This window comes from Paraburkholderia sp. CI2 (assembly GCF_014201055.1).
GTDB classification, from domain to species: Bacteria; Pseudomonadota; Gammaproteobacteria; order Burkholderiales; family Burkholderiaceae; genus Paraburkholderia; species Paraburkholderia tuberum.
Window position 1 is genome coordinate 87,809 of the sequence record NZ_JACHDL010000001.1, and the last position, 19,665, is coordinate 107,473.

The 19,665-nt window shown below is 67.3% G+C and carries 16 protein-coding genes; 8 read left to right on the forward strand and 8 right to left on the reverse strand.

Going from position 1 to position 19,665, the window contains the following annotated elements; translation table 11 throughout:
* Window positions 1–46: 46 nt before the first annotated feature.
* Genes cobM through cbiE form a run of 4 tightly spaced genes read right to left on the reverse strand, consistent with a single transcriptional unit; the run spans window position 47 to window position 3,856 of the window.
* Window positions 47–775, reverse strand: coding sequence for a precorrin-4 C(11)-methyltransferase (gene cobM, locus HDG32_RS00415; protein WP_184035399.1), 729 nt, complete (start codon window positions 773–775; stop codon window positions 47–49).
* A 20-nt stretch (window positions 776–795) separates the two neighbouring features.
* Complete coding sequence (locus HDG32_RS00420; RefSeq protein WP_184062351.1) at window positions 796–1,536, reverse strand: cobalt-precorrin-6A reductase; 741 nt, start codon at window positions 1,534–1,536, stop codon at window positions 796–798.
* Window positions 1,533–2,633 carry a cobalt-precorrin-5B (C(1))-methyltransferase gene (locus HDG32_RS00425; protein ID WP_184062353.1) on the reverse strand — a complete coding sequence of 367 codons (1,101 nt, stop codon included), beginning with the start codon at window positions 2,631–2,633 and terminating at the stop codon, window positions 1,533–1,535. The genes HDG32_RS00420 and HDG32_RS00425 overlap by 4 nt, the downstream gene beginning before the upstream one ends.
* On the reverse strand, window positions 2,633–3,856 hold the full coding sequence (cbiE, locus tag HDG32_RS00430; protein ID WP_184062355.1) for a precorrin-6y C5,15-methyltransferase (decarboxylating) subunit CbiE: 1,224 nt from the start codon (window positions 3,854–3,856) through the stop codon (window positions 2,633–2,635). Before cbiE ends, HDG32_RS00425 begins: the two co-directional genes overlap by 1 nt.
* Window positions 3,857–4,163: 307 nt before the next feature.
* On the opposite strand from cbiE, the gene cobG reads away from it, so the two are divergent.
* The 4 genes from cobG to cobJ are packed head-to-tail and all read left to right on the forward strand — an operon-like array spanning window position 4,164 to window position 8,717.
* Window positions 4,164–5,603: a precorrin-3B synthase gene (gene cobG, locus HDG32_RS00435; RefSeq protein WP_184062356.1), complete on the forward strand. Its 1,440-nt coding sequence runs from the start codon at window positions 4,164–4,166 to the stop codon at window positions 5,601–5,603.
* Window positions 5,596–6,222 carry a precorrin-8X methylmutase gene (locus HDG32_RS00440; RefSeq protein WP_184062358.1) on the forward strand — a complete coding sequence of 209 codons (627 nt, stop codon included), beginning with the start codon at window positions 5,596–5,598 and terminating at the stop codon, window positions 6,220–6,222. Before cobG ends, HDG32_RS00440 begins: the two co-directional genes overlap by 8 nt.
* Window positions 6,223–6,966 carry a precorrin-2 C(20)-methyltransferase gene (locus HDG32_RS00445; protein WP_184062360.1) on the forward strand — a complete coding sequence of 248 codons (744 nt, stop codon included), beginning with the start codon at window positions 6,223–6,225 and terminating at the stop codon, window positions 6,964–6,966. It begins immediately after the preceding gene.
* Entirely contained in the window at window positions 6,963–8,717 is a 1,755-nt protein-coding gene (gene cobJ / locus HDG32_RS00450; protein ID WP_184063322.1) for a precorrin-3B C(17)-methyltransferase, read from the forward strand. The genes HDG32_RS00445 and cobJ overlap by 4 nt, the downstream gene beginning before the upstream one ends.
* 34 nt (window positions 8,718–8,751) lie before the next feature.
* Here cobJ and HDG32_RS00455 read toward each other — a convergent pair whose 3' ends face one another.
* Together HDG32_RS00455 and HDG32_RS00460 are read right to left on the reverse strand one after the other, a co-directional pair.
* Window positions 8,752–11,373 (reverse strand): AAA family ATPase, encoded by a 2,622-nt coding sequence (locus tag HDG32_RS00455; protein ID WP_184062362.1) that lies wholly within the window; start codon window positions 11,371–11,373, stop codon window positions 8,752–8,754.
* Window positions 11,370–12,575: a DNA repair exonuclease gene (locus HDG32_RS00460; protein WP_184062364.1), complete on the reverse strand. Its 1,206-nt coding sequence runs from the start codon at window positions 12,573–12,575 to the stop codon at window positions 11,370–11,372. Before HDG32_RS00460 ends, HDG32_RS00455 begins: the two co-directional genes overlap by 4 nt.
* Before the next feature lie 207 nt (window positions 12,576–12,782).
* Between HDG32_RS00460 and HDG32_RS00465 the strand changes: the two genes are divergently transcribed.
* Both HDG32_RS00465 and HDG32_RS00470 read left to right on the forward strand, forming a co-directional pair.
* Window positions 12,783–14,063 carry a DUF445 domain-containing protein gene (locus tag HDG32_RS00465; protein WP_184062366.1) on the forward strand — a complete coding sequence of 427 codons (1,281 nt, stop codon included), beginning with the start codon at window positions 12,783–12,785 and terminating at the stop codon, window positions 14,061–14,063.
* Between the two features lie 142 nt (window positions 14,064–14,205).
* Window positions 14,206–16,185, forward strand: coding sequence for an AI-2E family transporter (locus HDG32_RS00470; protein ID WP_184062368.1), 1,980 nt, complete (start codon window positions 14,206–14,208; stop codon window positions 16,183–16,185).
* A gap of 89 nt (window positions 16,186–16,274) precedes the next feature.
* Here the strand turns inward: HDG32_RS00470 and HDG32_RS00475 are convergent, their stop codons facing one another.
* Entirely contained in the window at window positions 16,275–17,180 is a 906-nt protein-coding gene (locus HDG32_RS00475; protein ID WP_184062369.1) for a LysR family transcriptional regulator, read from the reverse strand.
* A 114-nt stretch (window positions 17,181–17,294) separates the two neighbouring features.
* Here HDG32_RS00475 and HDG32_RS00480 point away from each other — a divergent pair, with 114 nt between their 5' ends.
* Together HDG32_RS00480 and HDG32_RS00485 are read left to right on the forward strand one after the other, a co-directional pair.
* Window positions 17,295–17,705 (forward strand): cupin domain-containing protein, encoded by a 411-nt coding sequence (locus HDG32_RS00480; RefSeq protein ID WP_184062371.1) that lies wholly within the window; start codon window positions 17,295–17,297, stop codon window positions 17,703–17,705.
* A 44-nt stretch (window positions 17,706–17,749) separates the two neighbouring features.
* The gene (locus HDG32_RS00485) at window positions 17,750–18,451 is read left to right on the forward strand and encodes a carboxymuconolactone decarboxylase family protein (protein WP_184063325.1); all 702 of its coding nucleotides are present in this window, start codon (window positions 17,750–17,752) and stop codon (window positions 18,449–18,451) included.
* Between the two features lie 212 nt (window positions 18,452–18,663).
* Here the strand turns inward: HDG32_RS00485 and HDG32_RS00490 are convergent, their stop codons facing one another.
* Window positions 18,664–19,635, reverse strand: a complete 972-nt coding sequence (locus HDG32_RS00490; protein WP_184062373.1) for an alpha/beta fold hydrolase — start codon at window positions 19,633–19,635, stop codon at window positions 18,664–18,666.
* Window positions 19,636–19,665 lie beyond the last annotated feature (30 nt).

Consider the following 19,665-nt stretch of genomic DNA (forward strand, 5'->3'; position numbering starts at 1 on the left):
GGCGCGATCGACACTTCCTGACGCCAGAAAGGCTTTCACGGCCCCGTCAACTGCCCTTCGCATACAGCGTCGAATCGGCGAACCCTTCGGCGGCCAGCACCTGGCCGACCAGAATCAGCGCGGTGCGCTCGATCGCGCTGCCCTGCACCTTCGCGACGATATCGTCGAGCGTGCCAGTGATCTTTTCCTCGTCGGGCCAGCTCGCGCGATAGATCACGGCGATCGGACACGCGCCGCCGTAATGCGGCCGCAACTCATCGACGATGCGCGCGAGATGCCGCACGCCGAGGTGAATCGCCAGCGTCGCGCGATGCCGCGCGAGATCGCCCAGTTGCTCGCCTTCGGGCATCGACGTCTTGCTCGCGTAGCGCGTGAGGATCAGCGTCTGCGACACGCCGGGCAGCGTCAACTCGCAGCCGAGCGCCGCCGCGCATGCGGCCGTCGCGGTCACGCCGGGCACGATTTCGTAAGGAATGGCCAGCTCGCGCAAACGGCGGATCTGCTCGCCGATCGCACCGTACAGCGACGGATCGCCCGAATGCACGCGCGCGACATGCTGGCCCTTCGCGTGCGCCGCCGCGAGCAGCGCGACGATCTGGTCGAGATCGAGCTCCGCGGTGTTGATCACCTGTTGCGCGCTATGACCTTCGAGCACCGCGGCCGGCACCAGCGACCCCGCATACAGGATCACCGGACAACTGCGCACGAGACGCTGCCCTTTGACCGTGATCAGTTCCGGGTCGCCCGGACCCGCGCCGATAAAAAACACTGTCATTCAGTACTCCAATTATTTGCTCACTTACCCGAATCCGCATTCGCCTGCGCGGGCAACGCATCGAGAAGATCGGCAACGCTGGCGAACTCGCGATCGACCTCGGGCAACACCGGCCGTCGCAGCATGATCACCGGCAAGCCGCGTTCGCGCGCGACCTCGAGCTTCGCCTCGGTCGCGCCGCCGCCGCTGTTCTTGCTGACGACGACGTCGAACGCCTGCAGCGCGAACAGCGCGCGTTCGCCGTCGAGCGTGAACGGTCCGCGCGCCGCGAGGACGCGCGAGCGCGCGGTGTCCGGATGCGAATCGAGCACGCGCACGGTCCAGAATTGATGCGGCGCAATCTCGTCGAGATGCGCGAGCGGTTCGCGCCCGAGCGTGAAAAGCGGCCGCCTGAACGGCGCGAGCGTGTCGATCAGTTCGTTCCAGTCATCGACCATGCGCCAGTCGTCGCCGGCTTGCGGCTGCCACGCTGGACGCCGCAGCGCCCAGCACGGCAGCTTCGCCGCGCGGCACGCGTCTACGGCATTCGCGCTGATCCGCGCCGCGTACGGATGCGTCGCGTCGATCACGAGGCCGATCGCTTCGCTCGCGAGGTAACGCGCCAGACCCGCGCTGCCGCCGAAACCGCCGACGCGCACCGCGCACTTCAAGTCGTCGGGGACCTTGCCGAGTCCCGCGAGACTGTACACATGCGCGGGACCGAGTTGGCGCGCGATCTTCAGCGCGTCGCCGGTGCCGCCGAGCAGCAGGATGCGCGTCACCGCGCGACTCCGACGATGTTGCCCTGCCGGTCGATCGCGAAGATTTCGACGTTGACCTGCGGCGGCACGATATCGCGAGCAACGGCCAACGCGTGCTGACAGACGATATCGCCGAGCGGCACCTGCCGCGCGTGAGCGAGCGCGAGCGCCTGCTGGCTCGTGTTGGCCGCGCGCATCGCCGCTTGCAGCGCGGCGTCGGCGCCATGTGCGGCAGCCCAGGCGGCGAGTTGTTCGAGATCGATGCTGGAGTTGCGGCTATGCAGATCGAGATGGCCGGCCGCGAGCTTGCTGAGCTTGCCGAAGCCGCCGCAAATGCTCAGTCGCTCGACCGGCGCGCGCTTCACATGCTTGAGCACCGCGCCGACAAAATCGCCCATTTCGATCAGCGCGATATCGGGCAGGCCGTAGTGCGCGCGCATCGCGTCCTCGCTCGCGTTGCCGGTGCAGGCGGCCACGTGCGTATAGCCGTTCGCGAGCGCGACGTCGATGCCCTGGTGGATCGACGCGATATACGCGGAGCACGAAAACGGCCGCACGATGCCGGTGGTGCCGAGTATCGACAGCCCACCGACGATCCCGAGTCGCGGGTTCATCGTTTTCAGCGCGAGCGCTTCGCCGCCTTCGACGCCGAGCGTCACTTCGAAGCCGCCGCGATACGCGTGGCGCGCGGCGAGTTCGACGAGGTGCTGCGTGATCATCTGGCGCGGGACCGGATTGATCGCCGGTTCGCCGACCGGCAGCGTGAGCCCCGCGCGCGTGACCGTGCCGACGCCCGGCCCCGCGCGAAAGATCACACCGGGCCCGGGCACGAGGCGCACGCGTGCGAACACGAGCGCGCCGTGGGTCACGTCGGGATCGTCGCCGGCATCCTTGATCGTGCCGGCTTCGGCGATCCGCTCGCCGTCCAGCGCGGCAAGCCGGCAGAACGTGAGCCGCATCGGCACATGCTGGCCCTTCGGCAACACGATCTCCGCGACCTCACTGACCTCGCCCGCCAGCAGTAGACGAGCGGCCGCGAGCGACGTCGCGGTCGCGCAACTGCCGGTCGTATAGCCGCTGCGCAGCGGCGCCGGCTGCTCGGGAGTCTCGTCGCGCATCACGAATCGGCCGATGGTTTGGCGGGTTTGGTCACGTCGAGCAGTGTGATCGGCAACGCCTGGCGCCACGTATCGAAGCCGCCGAGCGGTTGCGCGTGAGCGAGCCCGATGCGCGTCAGCGTACCGCCATGCCGCTCGCGCCATGCGGCGAGCACCGCCTCGCCTTGCAGCGTCACCGCGTTCGCGACGAGCCGGCCGCCGTCGCGCAGTTGTGTCCAACAGGTGTCGAGCACGTCAGGCTCGGTCACCCCACCGCCGATGAACACCGCGTGCGGCGCCGGCAGTCCCCGCAACGCGTCGGGCGCGCGGCCGGCCACGAGTTGCAGCCCGGGCACGCCCAAAGCATCGCGATTCTGTTCGATGAAGCGCTGCCGCGCTTCGTTCGCTTCGATCGCGATCGCGCGACACGTGGGATGCGCGCGCATCCATTCGATTCCGATCGAACCGCTGCCCGCGCCGACGTCCCACAGCAACTCGCCGGGCGCGGGCGCGAGGCGCGCGAGCGTGATGACGCGCACGTCGCGCTTGGTCAACTGGCCGTCGTGGATAAAGGCGTCGTCGGGCAAACCGCAGGTCAGCGGCAGACGCGGCGCATGCGCCGACGCGCGGCACTCGAGCGCGATCAGATTGAGCGCGGCCATCTCGCCGGCCGGCCATTGATCCGCGCGGCCATCGACACGCCGTTCGCGTGCACCGCCCAGATGTTCGAGCACGGTCATGGCAGTCGCGCCGAAACCGCGCGCATCGAGCGAGGCCGCGAGTGCCGCGGGCGTGCGCCCGTCCGCGCTCAGCACGAACAGGCGCGCGCCGTCACGCAGATGCGCATTCAGCACGGCAAGCGGTCGGCCGACCAGCGAGACGGTCGCGACATCCTGCAACGGCCAGCCGAGCCGCGCGGCCGCGAGCGACAACGACGACGGCGCCGGCAGCACGCGCAGCTCGCCGGCCGGCAACTGCCGCGCGAGCGTCGCGCCGACGCCGAACAGCATCGGGTCGCCGCTCGCGAGCACGCACACCGCGTGCGGACGCTCGGCGAGCAACGGCGCGAGATCGAACGGACGCGACCACGCGGCACGGCGCGCGGCGAGCCGCGCGGGCAGCATCGCCAGATGGCGCTCGCCGCCGTACACGACCGACGCGCCCAGCAACGCACGCCGCGCGGGCCGCCCCAAACCGGCGAAGCCGTCGTCGCCAATGCCCACTACGGTCAGCCATGCCGGCATGCATCCATCCTCATCAGTTGCGTCGATTCTTTAGCGATTGCACCGGCTCACGCATGCGGCTTTGCGCAGGCTCGGAGCGCGGGTTGCGAAAGTCGGCATGATACCGCCGCCATGCGGCCCGCGGCTTCGCGGCGGAGCGCCATGCTGCCGGGATCACCGGCATCGCGCGATGGCCGGCAAACAGGCGCTGCGGCCACAGCGTAAAGATATAATGGCCGCTTTCATTGCCCACGGTCAGCCCGAAGCGCCTTTCGGCCGCACAGTTCACGCCGGCCCTCGTCGGGCAGCATGCAGCGAGGCCGCAGCCATGCCGTCGCGCGACGCTAAACCCGGTGCCCCTTTGAATCGAGCTTCGCCTCCCACCGTTTCGTCCCACGCGGTCACGACACCGCGGTCCTCGGCATGTCCGGGATTGCTGCGCATCGTCCCCGCGCGCGACGGCGGCATCTGCCGCATCAAACTGCCCGGCGGCGTGCTGAGCGCGGCGCAGGCACGCGCGATCGCCGATGCGAGCACGCGGCACGCGAACGGCGTCGCCGAGCTGACCAATCGCGCGAATCTGCAACTGCGCGGCGTGCGTAACGGACACGAAGCGGCATTGAGCGCGGCGCTGATCGGCGCGGGGCTTGGACCGGCCGGCGCGCTCAGTTCCGCCGACGACGTCCGCAACGTGATGATCAGCCCCGCCGCCGGCCGCGATCCGCACGCGCTGATCGACACGACGCCGCTGTGCGCAGAACTGCTGACGCTGCTGCAAGGCGATGCGCGTTTCGTAGCGTTGTCGCCGAAATTCGCGCTGCTGCTCGACGGCGGCGAACAGCTTGCGCGGGTCGATCATCCGCATGACGTGTGGCTCGCGGCGTCGGCTGACGAAGAAGGCGTGCGCTTCGTGTTCGGCCTCGCGGGGTGCCCGGCTCCGGCAGGCGAAAACTCTAACCCACGCGACCATCGCGATTCCAACGGCACGGGCGCGCTCGCGGCGGTGCCGCCGTCGCGCGTGCCTGCGCTCCTGCGCGCGTTGCTGCACACGTTCCTCGACCTCGCCGCAGCCGACGCGACCCGCATGCGCGACCTGCTCGCCACGCATTGCGCCGACGCGCTGCTGCAGCACGCGCAGCGCTACGTCGATTTCCCGCTCGCGCGCAACGCATCGCTGAGCCACTGGCAACGACACATCGTCGCCGACCCATCGCTGCGGCTCGGCGCGCACGCGCAGCGCGGCGACGGCACGTCGCATGTCGGCGGCCAACCACCGCTCGGCCGGGTCGATGCGGCCACGCTGCGCGCCCTGGCTGCGCTCGCGCAAAAACACGGCAACGGCAGGTTGCACGCGACGCCATGGCAAAGCGTGCTGCTGCCCGACATCGCGACGACGGCGGTGCCCGCCGTGCTCGCGAAGCTGATCGCACTCGGTCTCGCGTGCGATCCCGCGCAGGCCATCACGCACGTGATCGCCTGCGCCGGTTCGGCCGGCTGCGCGAAGGGCCTCGCCGACACCAAGACCGACGCGCTGCAACTCGCCGAGCGCTTACCCGCCGGCGTCGACGTGCATCTGACGGGCTGTCCGCGCTCCTGCGCGGCCGCCCATCGCGCGCCCTACACGCTGCTCGCCGCCGCGCCCGGCCTCTACGACCTTTATCGACGCGACGGCCGCCCCGGCTTCGGCCAATGCGTCGCGCCCCAACTGACGATCGACGAGGCCGCCGCGCTGCTCGCGCGCCTCGCCCGGAGTACTCCACATGCTTGATTACATTCGCGACGGTCAGGAGATCTATCGCCAATCGTTCGCGACGATCCGCGCGGAGGCGGACCTCGCGCGCATCCCCGCCGACCTCGAAAAGCTCGCGGTGCGCGTGATCCACGCGTGCGGCATGGTCGACGTGATCGACGACCTCGCGTTCTCCGACGGCGCCGGCAGCGCGGGCCGCCGCGCGCTCGCGCAAGGCGCGCCGATCCTGTGCGATGCGGGCATGGTCGCGCAAGGCATCACGCGCGCGCGGCTGGCCGCGAACAACGAAGTGATCTGCACGCTCACGCACCCGGACGTGCCCGCGCTCGCGCGCGAAATCGGCAACACGCGCTCGGCCGCCGCGCTCGAATTGTGGCGCCCGCATCTGGCGGGCAGCGTCGTCGTGATCGGCAATGCGCCGACCGCGCTGTTTCATCTGCTCGACATGCTCGATGCCGGCGCGCAGAAGCCGGCGCTGATTCTCGGCTTTCCGGTCGGCTTCGTCGGCGCGGCGGAATCGAAAGCGACCCTCGCGCAAAACAGCCGCGGCGTCCCCTATGTGGTCGTGCACGGACGGCGCGGCGGCAGCGCGATGGCCGCCGCCGCGGTCAACGCGCTTGCGACGGAGGTCGAATAAATGGCGAGCCAGCTAACGAGTCGCGGACGGCTGTACGGCATCGGCGTCGGTCCCGGTGACCCGGAATTGCTGACGTTGAAGGCGCTGCGGCTGCTCAAAGCGGCGCCCGTGGTCGCATATTTCGTCGCGAAGGGTAAGAAGGGCAACGCGTTCGGCATCATCGAGGCGTATCTGCACGACGCGCAGCAGCATCTGCCGCTCGTCTATCCGGTCACCACCGAAGCACTCGAACCACCGCTGTCGTACGAAGCGATCATCGCGGACTTCTATGACACCGCCGCCGAAATCGTCGCAGGCCATCTCGACGCGGGCCGCGACGTCGCGGTGATCTGCGAAGGCGATCCGTTCTTCTATGGCTCGTACATGTATCTGCACGACCGGCTCGCGGCGCGCTACGACAGTGAGGTGGTGCCCGGCGTGTGCTCGATGCTCGGCGGCGCGGCGGTGCTCGGCGCGCCGCTCGTCTATCGCAACCAGAGCTTGTCGGTGCTGTCGGGCGTGCTGCCCGAAGATGAATTGCGCCGCCGTCTGGCCGACGCCGACGCGGCGGTCATCATGAAACTCGGCCGCAATTTCGACAAGGTACGGCGCGTGCTCGACGAACTCGGACTCGCGCAGCGCGCGCTGTACGTCGAACGCGCGACGATGCGAAATCAGCGCATCGTGCCGCTCGCGGAAGTCGATCCGATGGCGTCGCCGTATTTCTCACTGCTGGTCGTGCCGGGGCAAAAATGGCAAGGATGAACGCGCCCGCCATCGTGATTCTCGGCACGGGCGCGCTTGCGACCGCGCGGCGGATTCAGGCGTCGTATGTCGAGCGCGGCGCGCATGCCGCGGCCGGCGTTGCCGCGGACTGCCAGGTCCATGCGCTGCAGGGGCGCGCCGACGCCGACGTCTCGTACAGCGAACTCGGCGCGCATCTGCGCGAGCTGTATGCGCGCGGCACGCCGATCGTCGCGCTGTGCGCGGCCGGCATCGTGATTCGCTGCCTCGCGCCGCTGCTGTCGAACAAAGGCGCCGAGCCGCCGGTGCTCGCGGTCGCCGAGGACGGCAGCGCGGTCGTGCCGCTGCTCGGCGGCCTCGCGGGCGTCAACGTGATGGCGCGCGACATCGCCGCGGCGTTGGCCGTACAGCCCGCGATCACGACGAGCGGCGAGCTGCGCTTCGGCACCTGCGTGCTCAATCCGCCCGATGGCTATGCGCTCGCCGACCTGGGTCAGGGCAAGCGCTTCGTGTCGGATCTGCTCGCGGGCGAAAGCACGCGCATCGAAGGCGACGCGCCGTGGCTCGACGACGCGCAACTGCCGCGCTCGGCGTCGGCGCGTCTCGCGATTCGCGTGACGCCGCGCGCGTGGGATGGGCGTGAAGACGAACTCGTGATTCATCCGCGCAGTGTGGTGGCGGCTGTCGCCAGCGACGATGCCGATGCCGCCGACGCGATCGTCGCGCACGTGCGCGCGGCACTGAACGCGCAGGGTCTCGCAATGCTTTCGCTTGCGGCCTTGCTCGCGCCATCGACGAGCATGGCCGACCCGGCGCTTGCGCAAGCGGCAAGGCTTCTCGAGGTGCCGCTGCGCTTCGCCGATGCCAGCGCCGAACCGGGCGAATCGAGTGCCGCAAGGTTGCTGCATACAGCGCTACGCGTCCCCCACGAAACGTTGCACGACGGCGCACACCCCAACGTCGCGCTCGCCCTCTCCCCGCTCGCCATCGACCCCGCGACGCTCGGCCGTGCCCGCGGCCGTCTGACCGTGATCGGCCTCGGCCCCGGCCGGGCCGATCTGATGGTCCCGGCCGCGCGCACCGCGTTGAACGAAGCGACCGACATCCTCGGCTACGACACCTACGTGAAAATGGCCGGCCCGCTGCGCGCCGGTCAGCGCGTGCACGGCACCGACAATCGCGAGGAAATGCAGCGCGCGCGGCACGCGTTCGAGCTCGCGAGCGAAGGCCGCTCGGTCGTGATGGTGTCGTCGGGCGACCCCGGCGTGTTCGCGATGGCAGCCGCCGTGCTCGAAGCGCTCGAAGCTTCCCGGAACGACGCATGGGCGGCCGTCGAACTATCGATCGTGCCGGGCGTGTCGGCCGCGCTCGCGACCGCCGCGCAGGCCGGCGCGCCGCTCGGCCACGACTTCTGCATGCTGTCGCTGTCGGACAACCTGAAGCCGTGGACGATCATCGAAACCCGCCTGCGCCATGCGGCGCAAGCCGATCTCGTGATGGCGTTCTACAACCCGATTTCGCGCGCGCGTCCGTGGCAACTCGACCAGGCACTCGACATCGTGCGGGAGTATCGCGTGCCATCGACCCAGGTGGTGCTGGGTCGCGATATCGGCCGGCCCGGCGGCACGCTGCGCACGCTGACGCTCGGCGAGCTTCGCTCGGCCGATGTGGATATGCGCACGATGGTGATCGTCGGGTCGTCGCTGACGAGAAGATTCGCTTGCGGTCATCACGGCGCGCAGTGGGTGTACACGCCGCGGTGGTACGAGTAAGCGGACCGTACCGGGTGGTACCGGCCCGCCCCGCTCACGCCACCTTCAGATCCTGCACCGCCCGCTGCCTGACGCCCAGGTCGTCCCACAACTCCGGATGGCACGTGAACACCAGAATCTGATGCCGCGTCGCCGCGTCGATCAACGCGCGTTTGAGCGCGTCGCGGCGCGCGGCATCGGTGTGTACCGCGGCATCGTCGAGCATCAGCAGAGTCGGCCGGCCTGAGGCCTGCAAGAGATCCGCATACGCGAGCCGCGTCAGGATGCCGAGCTGTTCGCGCGTGCCGAAGCTGAGCGCATCGAGCAGTTCCGCGCGGCCGTCGCGATCGAGCATCGCCGGAATCAGATCGTCGCCGAGCGCGAGGCTCGACTGCGGAAAAAGCCGCTTCAGGTAGTGACCGACCCGCTCGGTCAACGGCGCACGCAGTTGGGCGAGCGCGGCGTCGCGTTCGTCGACCAGCACTTCGTCGAGCAGACTCAGCGCGCTCGCGCGCAGGCGCAGTTCGTCCTTGCGACGCGTGGCCTGCTCGACCTGGGCTTCGAGCGCGGCAAGCCGTTCGCCGAGGCCCGATGCGCCCATCGTTTCGAGCTGGCTACGCAGCTCCGCGATCCGCAGTTGACGCTCGTGCTGCTCGTTGCGCGCGAGGTCCGCCGATGCGCGATAGCGCTTCGCCTCCGCCACGGGGTCGTCCAGACGCGCCGCATCGAGTTCGCGCTCGCGCTCGCCGCGCTGGTTCTTCAGCGCATCGACCTTGACGCGTTGCTCGACGATATGCGCCTGCCATTGCGCGCGGTTGCGCCGAAACGCTTCGTCGTGCAGCTGAGCTTCTTTGCGCTGCAACTGCGCCGTGAGCGAATCGGCCTTCGCAACGCCGCTGGATTGCGCGCCCGCCGCCTGCGCGAGCACCTTGCGCGCGGTCTCCAACGCGTCGCGCGCGATGTCGGCGTTGCGGCGCGCGTCGTCGAGCGGTGCCGCCGCGGACACGTCGGGCAGACTGGCAAGGCGCTCGCTCGACGCCTGCAAGCGCGCCGCCGTCGATGCCAGCGCCGCGCGCAACGCATCGATGCCTTGCGGCGCGTGCACCTCGAGAATCCTCGCCTGGCTCTTCTGTTGCGCGACCAGCGTTTTCCATTGCTCGTGACGCGCCTGCGCATCGCCCACCGACGCGACGCCGAGCGACCGCAGCAACTGCGCGTACTTCGCCTCGAGCGACGCCAGCTCAGACAACCGTGCGGACAGATCGGACACGCCCGGAATCACGCGCAATTCGCCGAGCTTCCCGAGACCAATGCGCTTTTCATCGTCGACATGCAGCACGCCCGTGCCGCTGATCGTCTGATCGCCGACGCTCAATTCGCCATTCAAGCTGTACTCGATGCGCGTCATCGCCGCTTCGGTCCGCGCGCGCAGCACGGTCAGTTCGCCGTCGAGCGCGACGAGGCGCTTGAACTGCGCGTCGTCGAGTTCGAGCGCCGCCGCGTCTCGCGCGGCCTGCAACACCGCCGCGTTCGCCTTGTCCGCCTCGCCGATCGACGCTTCGAGCCGCTGGCCCTCCGCCCGATAGAAATCGACCTGGCTGCGCAGATCGGCGGCGGTCACGGCCGCGTTCGCGAGTTCGAGCGCGCGGTTCGCCTCGCCCGCTGCCTGCTCGAACTGCGCCACACGGCTTTGCGCCTGCGCATGCGCGGTTTGCGCGGCCGCGACCTCGGCGCGCGCCGCGTCGAGCTGCTCGCGTTCGCGCGCGATGGCCGCCTCCAGTTCGAGCGCGCCCTGCTCCTGCTGCACCGACAACGCGAGTTCGGCCTCGCCGATCTTCAGCGACTGCGCGAGCCCTTCGAGACCGCGTTCGAGTTGTTCGACCGCCGCGGCACGTTGCTGCGCGAGCGCGGCCTTCTGCTCGTGAAGCTCCCACGGACGCCTGCGCTCGGCGTCGTCGAATGCCTGCTGTTGGGCGGCGAGGCGCGCGATGTTGTCGTCGAACTGCTGGCGCTGCTGTTGCAGCTCGTCGCGGCTCGCGATCAGCGAGGCGAGCTTCTGCTCCGCCTCGGCGAGCGGCCCGGTCGACTTCTGCGTGCGCGCGGTCAGCAGTTGCCGCAGCTCGCGCTGCACGGCCGCGATCAGCGCGTCCTCGCCGCCCGCTTCGCGGCCGCCCGACAGTTGCGTGAGCGCGTCGCGCAGATACTGCGCCGCGTGCCCGGTCGAATCGCGCATCTCCTGCGTGCCGCCTTGCTGCACCCACAACAGACCCGGCACGCCGGCGTTCTCGGCTTTCATCGGACCGCGCGCCGCGCGCGAGAAGCCGAGCAGCGCGGCGAGCTTGTCTTCGGCTTCGTCCTCGCTATACACGGCCTGGCCGATCCTCAGCTCGCAACGCTGACGCGACACGAACTGCTTCGACAGACGGCACGTCACACCATCGAGCTCGAAGCTGACCTCGACCGACGGCTGCCCGCTCGCGAGCCCCCACGGCAACAGGTCTTTCAGATGCGACGCCTTGTAGCGTTCGAGGAACACCGTGCGCACCGCCTCGGCAATCGTGCTTTTGCCGGCCTCGTTCGGGCCGATGAACAGATTGAGACCGGGCTGCAGATCGTCGATCACGATCTGCCCGCCGAACTGCCTGAATTCCTGAATCGCGATACGTTGCAGCTTCATGCGGGGGCTCCTTCACGCGGCGCTTCAGGTTGCTGCCGCTCGCGCGTCTGCGCGGGTGGTGCGGCCTGCGAATCGCGTTGCCGCTGGTCGCGCTGAAAACGCGCCAGCAGCAGCAACGCCTCGGCCGCGCGCCGCGCCTCTTGCGGATCGGCCTGCGCGTCTTCCTGCAGGCCGCGCAGCCGCGCCACCACCTTCGCGAGATAGCCGCTTTGCGCGCCGAGTTCGGCGAGATCGTCGGCGGTCGGCAGCACGTGCAGACTGCCCAGATCGGCACGCAACGCGCGCACGCGGGCGCGCGCCTGTTCGACCGCGACATGCAGCGCCTCGGCATCGGCGAGCGCCGCGGTGCCGCCGACCTCGATGCGCAGCACGTCATTCGCGCCGCGTTCGGCGAGGCGGGTTTTCAATGCATCGACATCGGTCGGCACCGAAATCGTCTCGTCCCAGCGATGCCACCGGTATTGCCCGACCCGCACCGCGTCGACCTGCGGCACCGCGCCGGGATCGCTGACGGTAACGTCGAGCACGAAGCCCGGCTCGTTCGCGCGGAAACGGTCCTGCTCGTGCGTGCCCGCATACCACGTGCGTTCGTCGACGCGCAGATGGCCGTGCCAGTCGCCGAGCGCCAGATAGTCGAGCCGCGCACTGGCGGCGCGCGTCGGCGCGATCGGATTCGACGAGTCGATGCCGTCTTGCAGAATGCCGCCGACGCTGCCATGCGCGAGCCCCACGCGGTGATAGCCGGGCGGAGTATCGGTGGAATCGAAGAACGCGGTGGTGTCGTCGTAGGTGATGCGCTGCGTGAGCGGCGCGCACAGCAGCGCGCAACGGCACGCGTCGAGCAGCACGACGCCGGCTTCGAGCACGAGGCGCACGTTCGGCGGCACGCAATCGAGCCGCTGCGCGCGGGTCCACACGCTTTCGACGAGCGCCGCGTCGTGATTGCCCGGCAGCATGACCCACGCTCCGGAAAACGCTTGCAGCGCGGCGAACAAACGTCGGATCACGGTGTCCGACACCGTCTGCAGATCGAACACGTCGCCCGCGACGAGCACCGCGTCGACGTTGCGCGCGGCCGCTTCTTCGGCGATGCGGCGCACCGTGTCGAAGCGCGCCTGCGCGAGATGCGCGGCCTCGTCCGGTTCGAACTGACCGAATTGCGTGCCGATCTGCCAGTCCGCGGTGTGCAGAAACCTGATCACTGTGCCTCCATTGCGATTGCGTTGCGTCCTCTTGCGTTGATTTCGCCGAGGAGCCCAATCGCGAATGTTACCTTGCCGAAGCGCCGGCGCGTATTGCGCGCGCGTATCCAGGCTGGACGCGCGCGCGGGCCGTACCGCATCATTGCAACCGAACCGGCCGAGCCCGCCGACTTTCCAGCCCCCGCCCGACACGATCAACCGCGCCCGATGGACAAGACCACCGAACTGAAGAAGGCCAAGCGCACGCCTTTACTGCTGCTGCTCGCGGCCGCCTGCGTTTTCGTCGTCGCCGCATTCCTGCCGCGCGGCCTGTGGGTCGACGGCATCAAGGCCGTCGCCGAGGCCGCGATGGTCGGCGCGCTCGCCGACTGGTTCGCGGTCGCGGCGCTGTTTCGCCGCGTGCCGATTCCGCTCGTGTCCGCGCACACCGCGATCATCCCGCGCAACAAGCACAAGATCGCCGACAACCTCGCGCACTTCGTGCAGGACAAGTTTCTCGACGTGCCGTCGCTGGTCGGTCTGATCCGCCGGCATGATCCGGCGCAGACCATCACCGCGTGGCTCAGCGAATCGGCCAACTCCGCGCGCCTCGGCGACTACGTGGTGCGGCTCACCGGCGGCATCCTCGACGTGGCCGACGACGCGCGCATTCAGAACTTCATCAGGGACGGGTTGCGCGACGTGCTCGCGAAGGTCGATCTGTCGCAATCGCTCGGCGCGATTCTCGACACGCTGACGCGCGACGGCCGCCATCAGGAACTGCTCGACACCGCGATCGATCAGGTGATCGCGGTGCTGCGCGAGGCGCCGGCGCGCGAATTCATTGCCGCGCGCATCGTCGATTGGGTGAAAAGCGAGTATCCGACGATGGAGAAGTTTCTGCCGTCGGTATGGCTCGGCGACAAGGGGGCGGAGGCGATCGCGAGCGCCGCGAACCGTATGCTCGAACAGATCGCGCAGAACCCCACGCACGAGCTGCGCGACAAGTTCGACCACGCGGTGCAGAAGCTGATCGTGCGGCTGAAGACCGATCCCGTGTTCCTGCAGCAAGGCGAAGCACTGAAGCGCTATCTGGTCGAAGGCGAGGCTTTCGGCAGCTACGTGAAGGACATGTGGGGCGAGCTGCGCGCGTGGCTCAAGCGCGATCTGCAAAGCGCCGATTCGGCACTGCATGCGCGTGTCGCCGCGATGGGCGCGTGGGTCGGCCGCGAACTCGCGCGCGATCCAGCGCTGCGGCAATCGCTGAACGATCACCTCGAGGAAGCGGCGCGCGCGATGGCGCCGGACTTCGCGCGGTTCCTCACACGCCATATCAGCGATACGGTGAAGAACTGGCCCGCGCACGAGATGTCGCACCAGGTCGAGATGAATATCGGCAAGGATCTGCAGTACATCCGCATCAATGGGACGATCGTCGGCGGATTTATCGGCTTGTTGCTGTATGTGAGTTCGCTGTTGCTGGAGATGCTGCGGGTGCATGTCGGCTGACGACTCGAGCGCGTTGAGCGACTCAACGCGCAGCCACGCGGGAGCCCCCTCCCGCCAAACCACCTACAATTCGGGCATCTGTCTTGCTGACGACCAGTGCTCCGCTCGGTCGTCAACGCGTCCCAACCGGAATTCTGCTTACATGAAAATATCGCTACCGCCGCCGCAAGGGCGGCCCAACCGCGTTTACCCGCCGGGCACGCCGGGCCTGCATGGCCTCGTGTCGCTGATCACCGGCGTGGTGGTCGTGTGCGGGCTGTACTTCGGGCGGGAGATACTGATTCCGATCACGTTGTCGGTGCTGCTGAGCTTCCTGCTCGCGCCGCTCGTGCAGATGCTGCGGCGTCTGCACATGGGCCAGTTGCCGTCGATCTTCATCGCGGTGCTGTTCGCTCTCGCCTCGCTGCTCGCGGTCGGCGCGCTGATCGGCGCGCAGCTCGTGCAGCTCGCGAACGCGCTGCCGCAGTACCAGGAAGCGATCGAGCAGAAGATCGAAACCGTGCAGGAAAAGACCGTGGGCCGCGCCGACGCCCTGATGAGCAGCGCTGCCAGCGCGCTGCAGCGCGTGGCGCCATCGCGCCCCGCGCCGCCGCGCCCGACCGGCCGCGCCGCGCGCAACGCGCCGCAGGTGCCGCAACAGGTCGAGGTGCACGAGCCCGCGCCGACGCCTGTGCAACTCGCGCAGCGCGCGCTGACGCCGGCCATCGCGCCGATCGAGACGACCTTCATCGTGCTCGTCGTGACCATCTTCATCCTGTTGCAGCGCGAGGATTTGCGCGACCGTCTGATCAGCCTGTTCGGTTCGCGCGACCTGCACCGCACGACTACCGCGATCAACGACGCCGCCGGGCGCCTGTCACGCTATTTCGTCGCGCAGCTCGGCGTGAATCTGAGCGCGGGCGGCATCATCGCGATCGGGCTCGCGATCATCGGCGTACCGGGGGCGCTGCTGTTCGGCGTGATCGCCGCGCTGCTGCGCTTCGTGCCGTACATCGGCATCTGGATCGCGGCGATCCTCGCATTCTTTCTCGCGGCCGCGATCCAGCCGCAATGGACGATGGCGGTCCTCACGCTGATCCTGTTCATCGTCGTCGACGTGGTCGCCGGGCAGATCGCCGAGCCGCTGCTGTACGGTCATCGCTCGGGCCTGTCGCCCCTCGCGGTGGTGGTCGCGGCGATTTTCTGGAGCTGGCTGTGGGGGCCGATCGGCCTCGTGCTGTCGACGCCGCTCACGCTGTGCGTCGTCACGCTCGGGCGCTACGCGGACCGGCTGAACTTCCTGACCGTGCTGCTCGGCGATCAGCCCGCGCTGACGCCCGCGCAGAACTTCTATCAGCGCCTGCTCGCCGACGATCCGCACGAGGCGATCGTGCAGGCCGAACGGCTGCTGCGCGAGATGTCGCTGATCGACTACTACGACAAGGTCGCGCTCGAAGGCCTGCGGCTCGCGCGCAACGACGCGCAGCGCGGCGTGCTGATGCCCGACCAGTTGCAGCGGATCAACGACGCGCTCGTCGATATCGTCGAGAACCTCGATATCGCCGAAGGGCTGCGCGATTCGCTGTCGCCTGCCGAACCGGCGGACGCGGGTAGCGCGCTGCTTTCCGGGACGCCGGATCTGGCGTCGCCGTGCGCGGGTGCCACGGAGCGATACCGCAGCGATCTGCTCATGCGCTCGCAACAGCCGGACGGAGCGGGCAAGGCCGCGGTGTTGTGCGTGCCCGGCCGCGGCGCGTTCGACGAAGTGACGACCGCGATCGCCGCGCAACTGCTGAACCGCCAGGGCTTCGCGCCGCTGATGGCGACGCACTCGGGCTATCGCAGCGCACGCGCCGACGAGCCGAGCTTCAAGGACACGTCGATCATCTGCATCGTGTCGCTCGACGCGCCCGAGTCGCCGCTGTACCTGCGCAACATGCTGCGGCGCACGCGCGAATGGCGGCCACGCGCGACGCTGGTGGTCGGCGTCGGTGTCGGCGACGCGCCGGACGGCAGCGTAGAACTCGATGCGGGCGGCGAGCTGCATGCGTCGCCGACGTTCCGCGCGATGATCGAGGCATGTCACGCGGCGACGGCTGGGCAGCCCATGCGGCAGCCGTCGCAGACGGCCAGCGCCGGCTGAGGCTGGGTGGGCTGACGCCCGCGCCGCATTCAGTGAATGCGTGTATGACCGAAGTGGTGAAAATCTGCGTCGTGATCGCCATTTGGCGGTCACTGCGCTCGACGCTGATAACCGCTCTTCAATGCGTCCACTACAAGCTCGACTGCCCGGGATGATTTGCGGCGACCAGGGTAATAGACGTGATGTCCGACGAACGTGGGAAACCAGTCTTCCAGCACCCAATTCAAGCGCCCGGCCCGGACATGCACCTCAGCCAGGTCTTTGGGCACGTACGCGAGCCCAAACCCGCCAAGCGCTGCGTCCATCATCTGGTAGACACTATTGAAGGTGAGCTGCCCTTCGACCCGCACCTGCAGTTCTCGCCGCCCCTTCCGTAGCTCCCACGGGAGCAGTGAATCTCGCGTCGGCAATCGGAGATTGATGCAGTTGTGCAGCGTTAGATCCTGCGGCGTCTTCGCCGGTGCGGTCGATTGCAGGTAGCCTGGAGAGCCCGCGATTGCCATCGTCATGTCAGGCGCGATTCGCACCGCGATCATGTCTTTGGCCACCTGGTCGCCTAGCCGCACGCCGATGTCGTACCGATCCGCGACGATGTCGGCTAACCCGTAGTCATTGACCAATTCAATCTTCAGATCCGGATACTGGCGCAGCAACGGTTGCAGACGCGGCCAAACGTACGAGTTTGCCGCGTAGTCGGTGGTCGTGATCCGGACCGTTCCGCCTGGGCGGCTCGTCATCGCGCGCAAAGAATCGACCTCCGCTTCGATTTCCTGAAAGCGCGGTGCAATCGCCGCCAGTAGCCGTTCGCCTGCCTCCGTCAACGAGACACTCCGGGTAGTGCGCATCAGTAACTGAAGGCCCATCCGCTTTTCAAGGCCGGCAACCGTCCGGCTCAAGGCCGACTGCGAGACTCCCAGTTGCGCGGCCGCCCGCGTGAAGTTGCGCTCACGCGCGACGTTCATGAAGCCGACCAGATCGTTGAAATCCTCTTTCAATTAATGCTCCACAGCATAAGGGCATCCCGATATTGCCATCTAGTCGCATCAATTACCAGGAGTTAGATTAGCTGCAGTGGCATATCGCCCAGACGATACCGACGAGGAACAGTCATGGAATTGAAACGTGCGGGCACCCAGCCCTCGAAGAAAGGCCCTGAAGAATGGTTTACGGGCACGGTGCGGCTCGACCCGCTGAACGCTCCGCCTCCGCCGGCACGCGTTTCGTGCGCGAGCGTCACTTTTGAGCCGGGAGCACGGACTAACTGGCATACCCACGCGCTCGGCCAGACTTTGATCGTTACGGCCGGCTGTGGCTGGACCCAGTGCGAAGGCGAGCCGCGCGTCGAAATCCGGGCTGGTGACGTGATCTGGTGCCCGCCTGGCCACACGCATTGGCATGGCGCAACTTCGACGACCGCGATGACACATATCGCCATTCAGGAAGCGCTCGACGGCAAGAACGTCGAATGGCTGGAGAAGGTCACGGACGAGCAGTACCTCGGCAGCGGCGAGCAGGTGTAATGCGGTTCTTCGCTGCCTGTACCTCAATCGAAAGGACTGGAAACATGCAAGATCCATTGTCACAAGTTGATCTCACTCCCGTTTCTCCGGCATTCGCGCGTTATACGAGCCAGACCGTGCTCGGCGGCCTCTGGAAGAGGCCGCAACTGTCACCGCGAGACAGGAGCATCGTGACGCTGTCGGTGCTCATCGCCCGCAACCAGACCACCGAGATGCCGTTCTATCTCCGGTTGGCGCTGGATAGCGGTGTGAAGCCTGCCGAGATTTCGGAAATGATCACGCACCTCGCCTTCTATTCCGGCTGGGGAAACGCGACCGCAGCGGCTGTCGTCGCGAAGCGTATCTTCGATGAACGTGGCATCGGTATCGATCAGGTCCCTCGGGCCGAGGTCGAGCCGCTACCACTGAACGAAGTCGCAGAGCAACAGCGTGCGCAGGCGGTCGAGCAAAGCTTCGGCTCGGTCGCTCCCGGCGTTGTTCAGTACACGACCGATGTGCTTTTCCACGACCTTTGGCTGCGTCCAGGACTCGCTCCACGCGACCGGAGCCTGGTCACGGTGAGCGCCCTGGTTGCCAGCGGTCAGGTCGCGCAGATTCCGTATCACCTCGGCCGTGCCATGGACAACGGTCTGACGAAGGACGAGGCGTCCGAAATGCTGACGCAGCTCGCCTTTTACGCAGGCTGGCCGAACGTCTTTTCGGCGATGCCCGTGTTCAAGGATGTATTCGCGAAGCGAGCGGCATAAACGTCGATGCCACAGCATCGCGAGCGTCCAGCGGGGCAGTCCGATCGGCGGCTGATGTACGACGCTCAGCATAAAGCGCGTCGAACGCCTTCAGCAGATTGAGATCAAAGCCACCGATATCCATGTTTTCGACGATACCTGAATGACATCATCGTCGACGGCAACCTAGTCGAACCATCGGAAACCACCTCTGCATCGACGGCGCACTCGCTCTAGTCACTCACAGGATTGCCCGCGCCAAACGCGGCCCGAACTTCGCTCACCGTCTGTTCAGGCGCTTGCAGATGCGGAAAATGGCCGAGTTCAGGAAAAATCGAAAGCTTCACACCGTTGCGGTTCGCGTACTCAATGCCCATTTCCTTCTTGATATAGAAATCCTGCTCGCCCCACACCACCTTCACGGGGACCTTCAGCTTTGCCATGTTGGCTTCGAAGGAGTCCTGGTCGCGGGTGAAGTACGAGTAGTAGTGGAAGAAGGCGTCTGCCGACGTGACATCACCGCCCCACCCTTTCGCCATATCGTCCTTGAACTCCTCGGACAATGCGTAGCGCTCCTTCGCCGACATGCCGCGGAAGAACGTGTTTGCCAGGATTTCGTCACGGTTCTGGTTCATCGCGGCACGCACGGCGTCAGACGATGGCTTTGACTTCAGGCCCTGCAAGCTTTCGTACATGTACTGCGGGCGGTTGAACGGGGCAAAATCGCCAACAATGATTTGCCTGGCGATATTCGGCTGCTCCAATGCTGCCAGCAGCGCAGGCAAGGCCCCGATATCGGTCGCATAAATCAACAGCTTCGCACTGTCGATGCCAGAAGTGCGGATATAGTCTTCCAGCACATGCGCATAATCCTTCGGCGCGTAGGAAAAGCGATCGGCGCCTGGACGCGAGGACTGTCCGTAGCCCGGCCAGTCAAACGCATGCACCTCGTAGTCGCTGGACAGGGATTCGGCAATCGGCTTCCACGCATACATCGTCTCCGGGAAACCGTGCAGGAACAGTACCGTACCCTTTGGATGCGCGGGCCGATAGACCATATGACGCAGCTTGATGTCAGGATTGACCTGCACCTCGCCGACTTCAACCTTCGGCGCCGACGAGGATGACGTGGGCACAATGCTGCATGCTGAAATGCCCGCAGTTACTGCGGAGAAGACTGTCGTCTCCGTTACAGGTTTGAACATGATCGTGGTTCCCGTTTTAGTGCGAAATTG

Excerpts from the sequence above, each read along its gene's own strand:
- cobM (WP_184035399.1), bottom strand. The coding sequence starts at position 775 with ATGACAGTGTTTTTTATCGGCGCGGGTCCGGGCGACCCGGAACTGATC.
- HDG32_RS00425 (WP_184062353.1), bottom strand. The coding sequence starts at position 2,633 with ATGCGCGACGAGACTCCCGAGCAGCCGGCGCCGCTGCGCAGCGGCTAT.
- cbiE (WP_184062355.1), bottom strand. The coding sequence starts at position 3,856 with ATGCCGGCATGGCTGACCGTAGTGGGCATTGGCGACGACGGCTTCGCC.
- cobG (WP_184062356.1), top strand. The coding sequence starts at position 4,164 with ATGCCGTCGCGCGACGCTAAACCCGGTGCCCCTTTGAATCGAGCTTCG.
- HDG32_RS00440 (WP_184062358.1), top strand. The coding sequence starts at position 5,596 with ATGCTTGATTACATTCGCGACGGTCAGGAGATCTATCGCCAATCGTTC.
- HDG32_RS00445 (WP_184062360.1), top strand. The coding sequence starts at position 6,223 with ATGGCGAGCCAGCTAACGAGTCGCGGACGGCTGTACGGCATCGGCGTC.
- cobJ (WP_184063322.1), top strand. The coding sequence starts at position 6,963 with ATGAACGCGCCCGCCATCGTGATTCTCGGCACGGGCGCGCTTGCGACC.
- HDG32_RS00455 (WP_184062362.1), bottom strand. The coding sequence starts at position 11,373 with ATGAAGCTGCAACGTATCGCGATTCAGGAATTCAGGCAGTTCGGCGGG.
- HDG32_RS00465 (WP_184062366.1), top strand. The coding sequence starts at position 12,783 with ATGGACAAGACCACCGAACTGAAGAAGGCCAAGCGCACGCCTTTACTG.
- HDG32_RS00470 (WP_184062368.1), top strand. The coding sequence starts at position 14,206 with ATGAAAATATCGCTACCGCCGCCGCAAGGGCGGCCCAACCGCGTTTAC.
- HDG32_RS00480 (WP_184062371.1), top strand. The coding sequence starts at position 17,295 with ATGGAATTGAAACGTGCGGGCACCCAGCCCTCGAAGAAAGGCCCTGAA.
- HDG32_RS00485 (WP_184063325.1), top strand. The coding sequence starts at position 17,750 with ATGCAAGATCCATTGTCACAAGTTGATCTCACTCCCGTTTCTCCGGCA.
- HDG32_RS00490 (WP_184062373.1), bottom strand. The coding sequence starts at position 19,635 with ATGTTCAAACCTGTAACGGAGACGACAGTCTTCTCCGCAGTAACTGCG.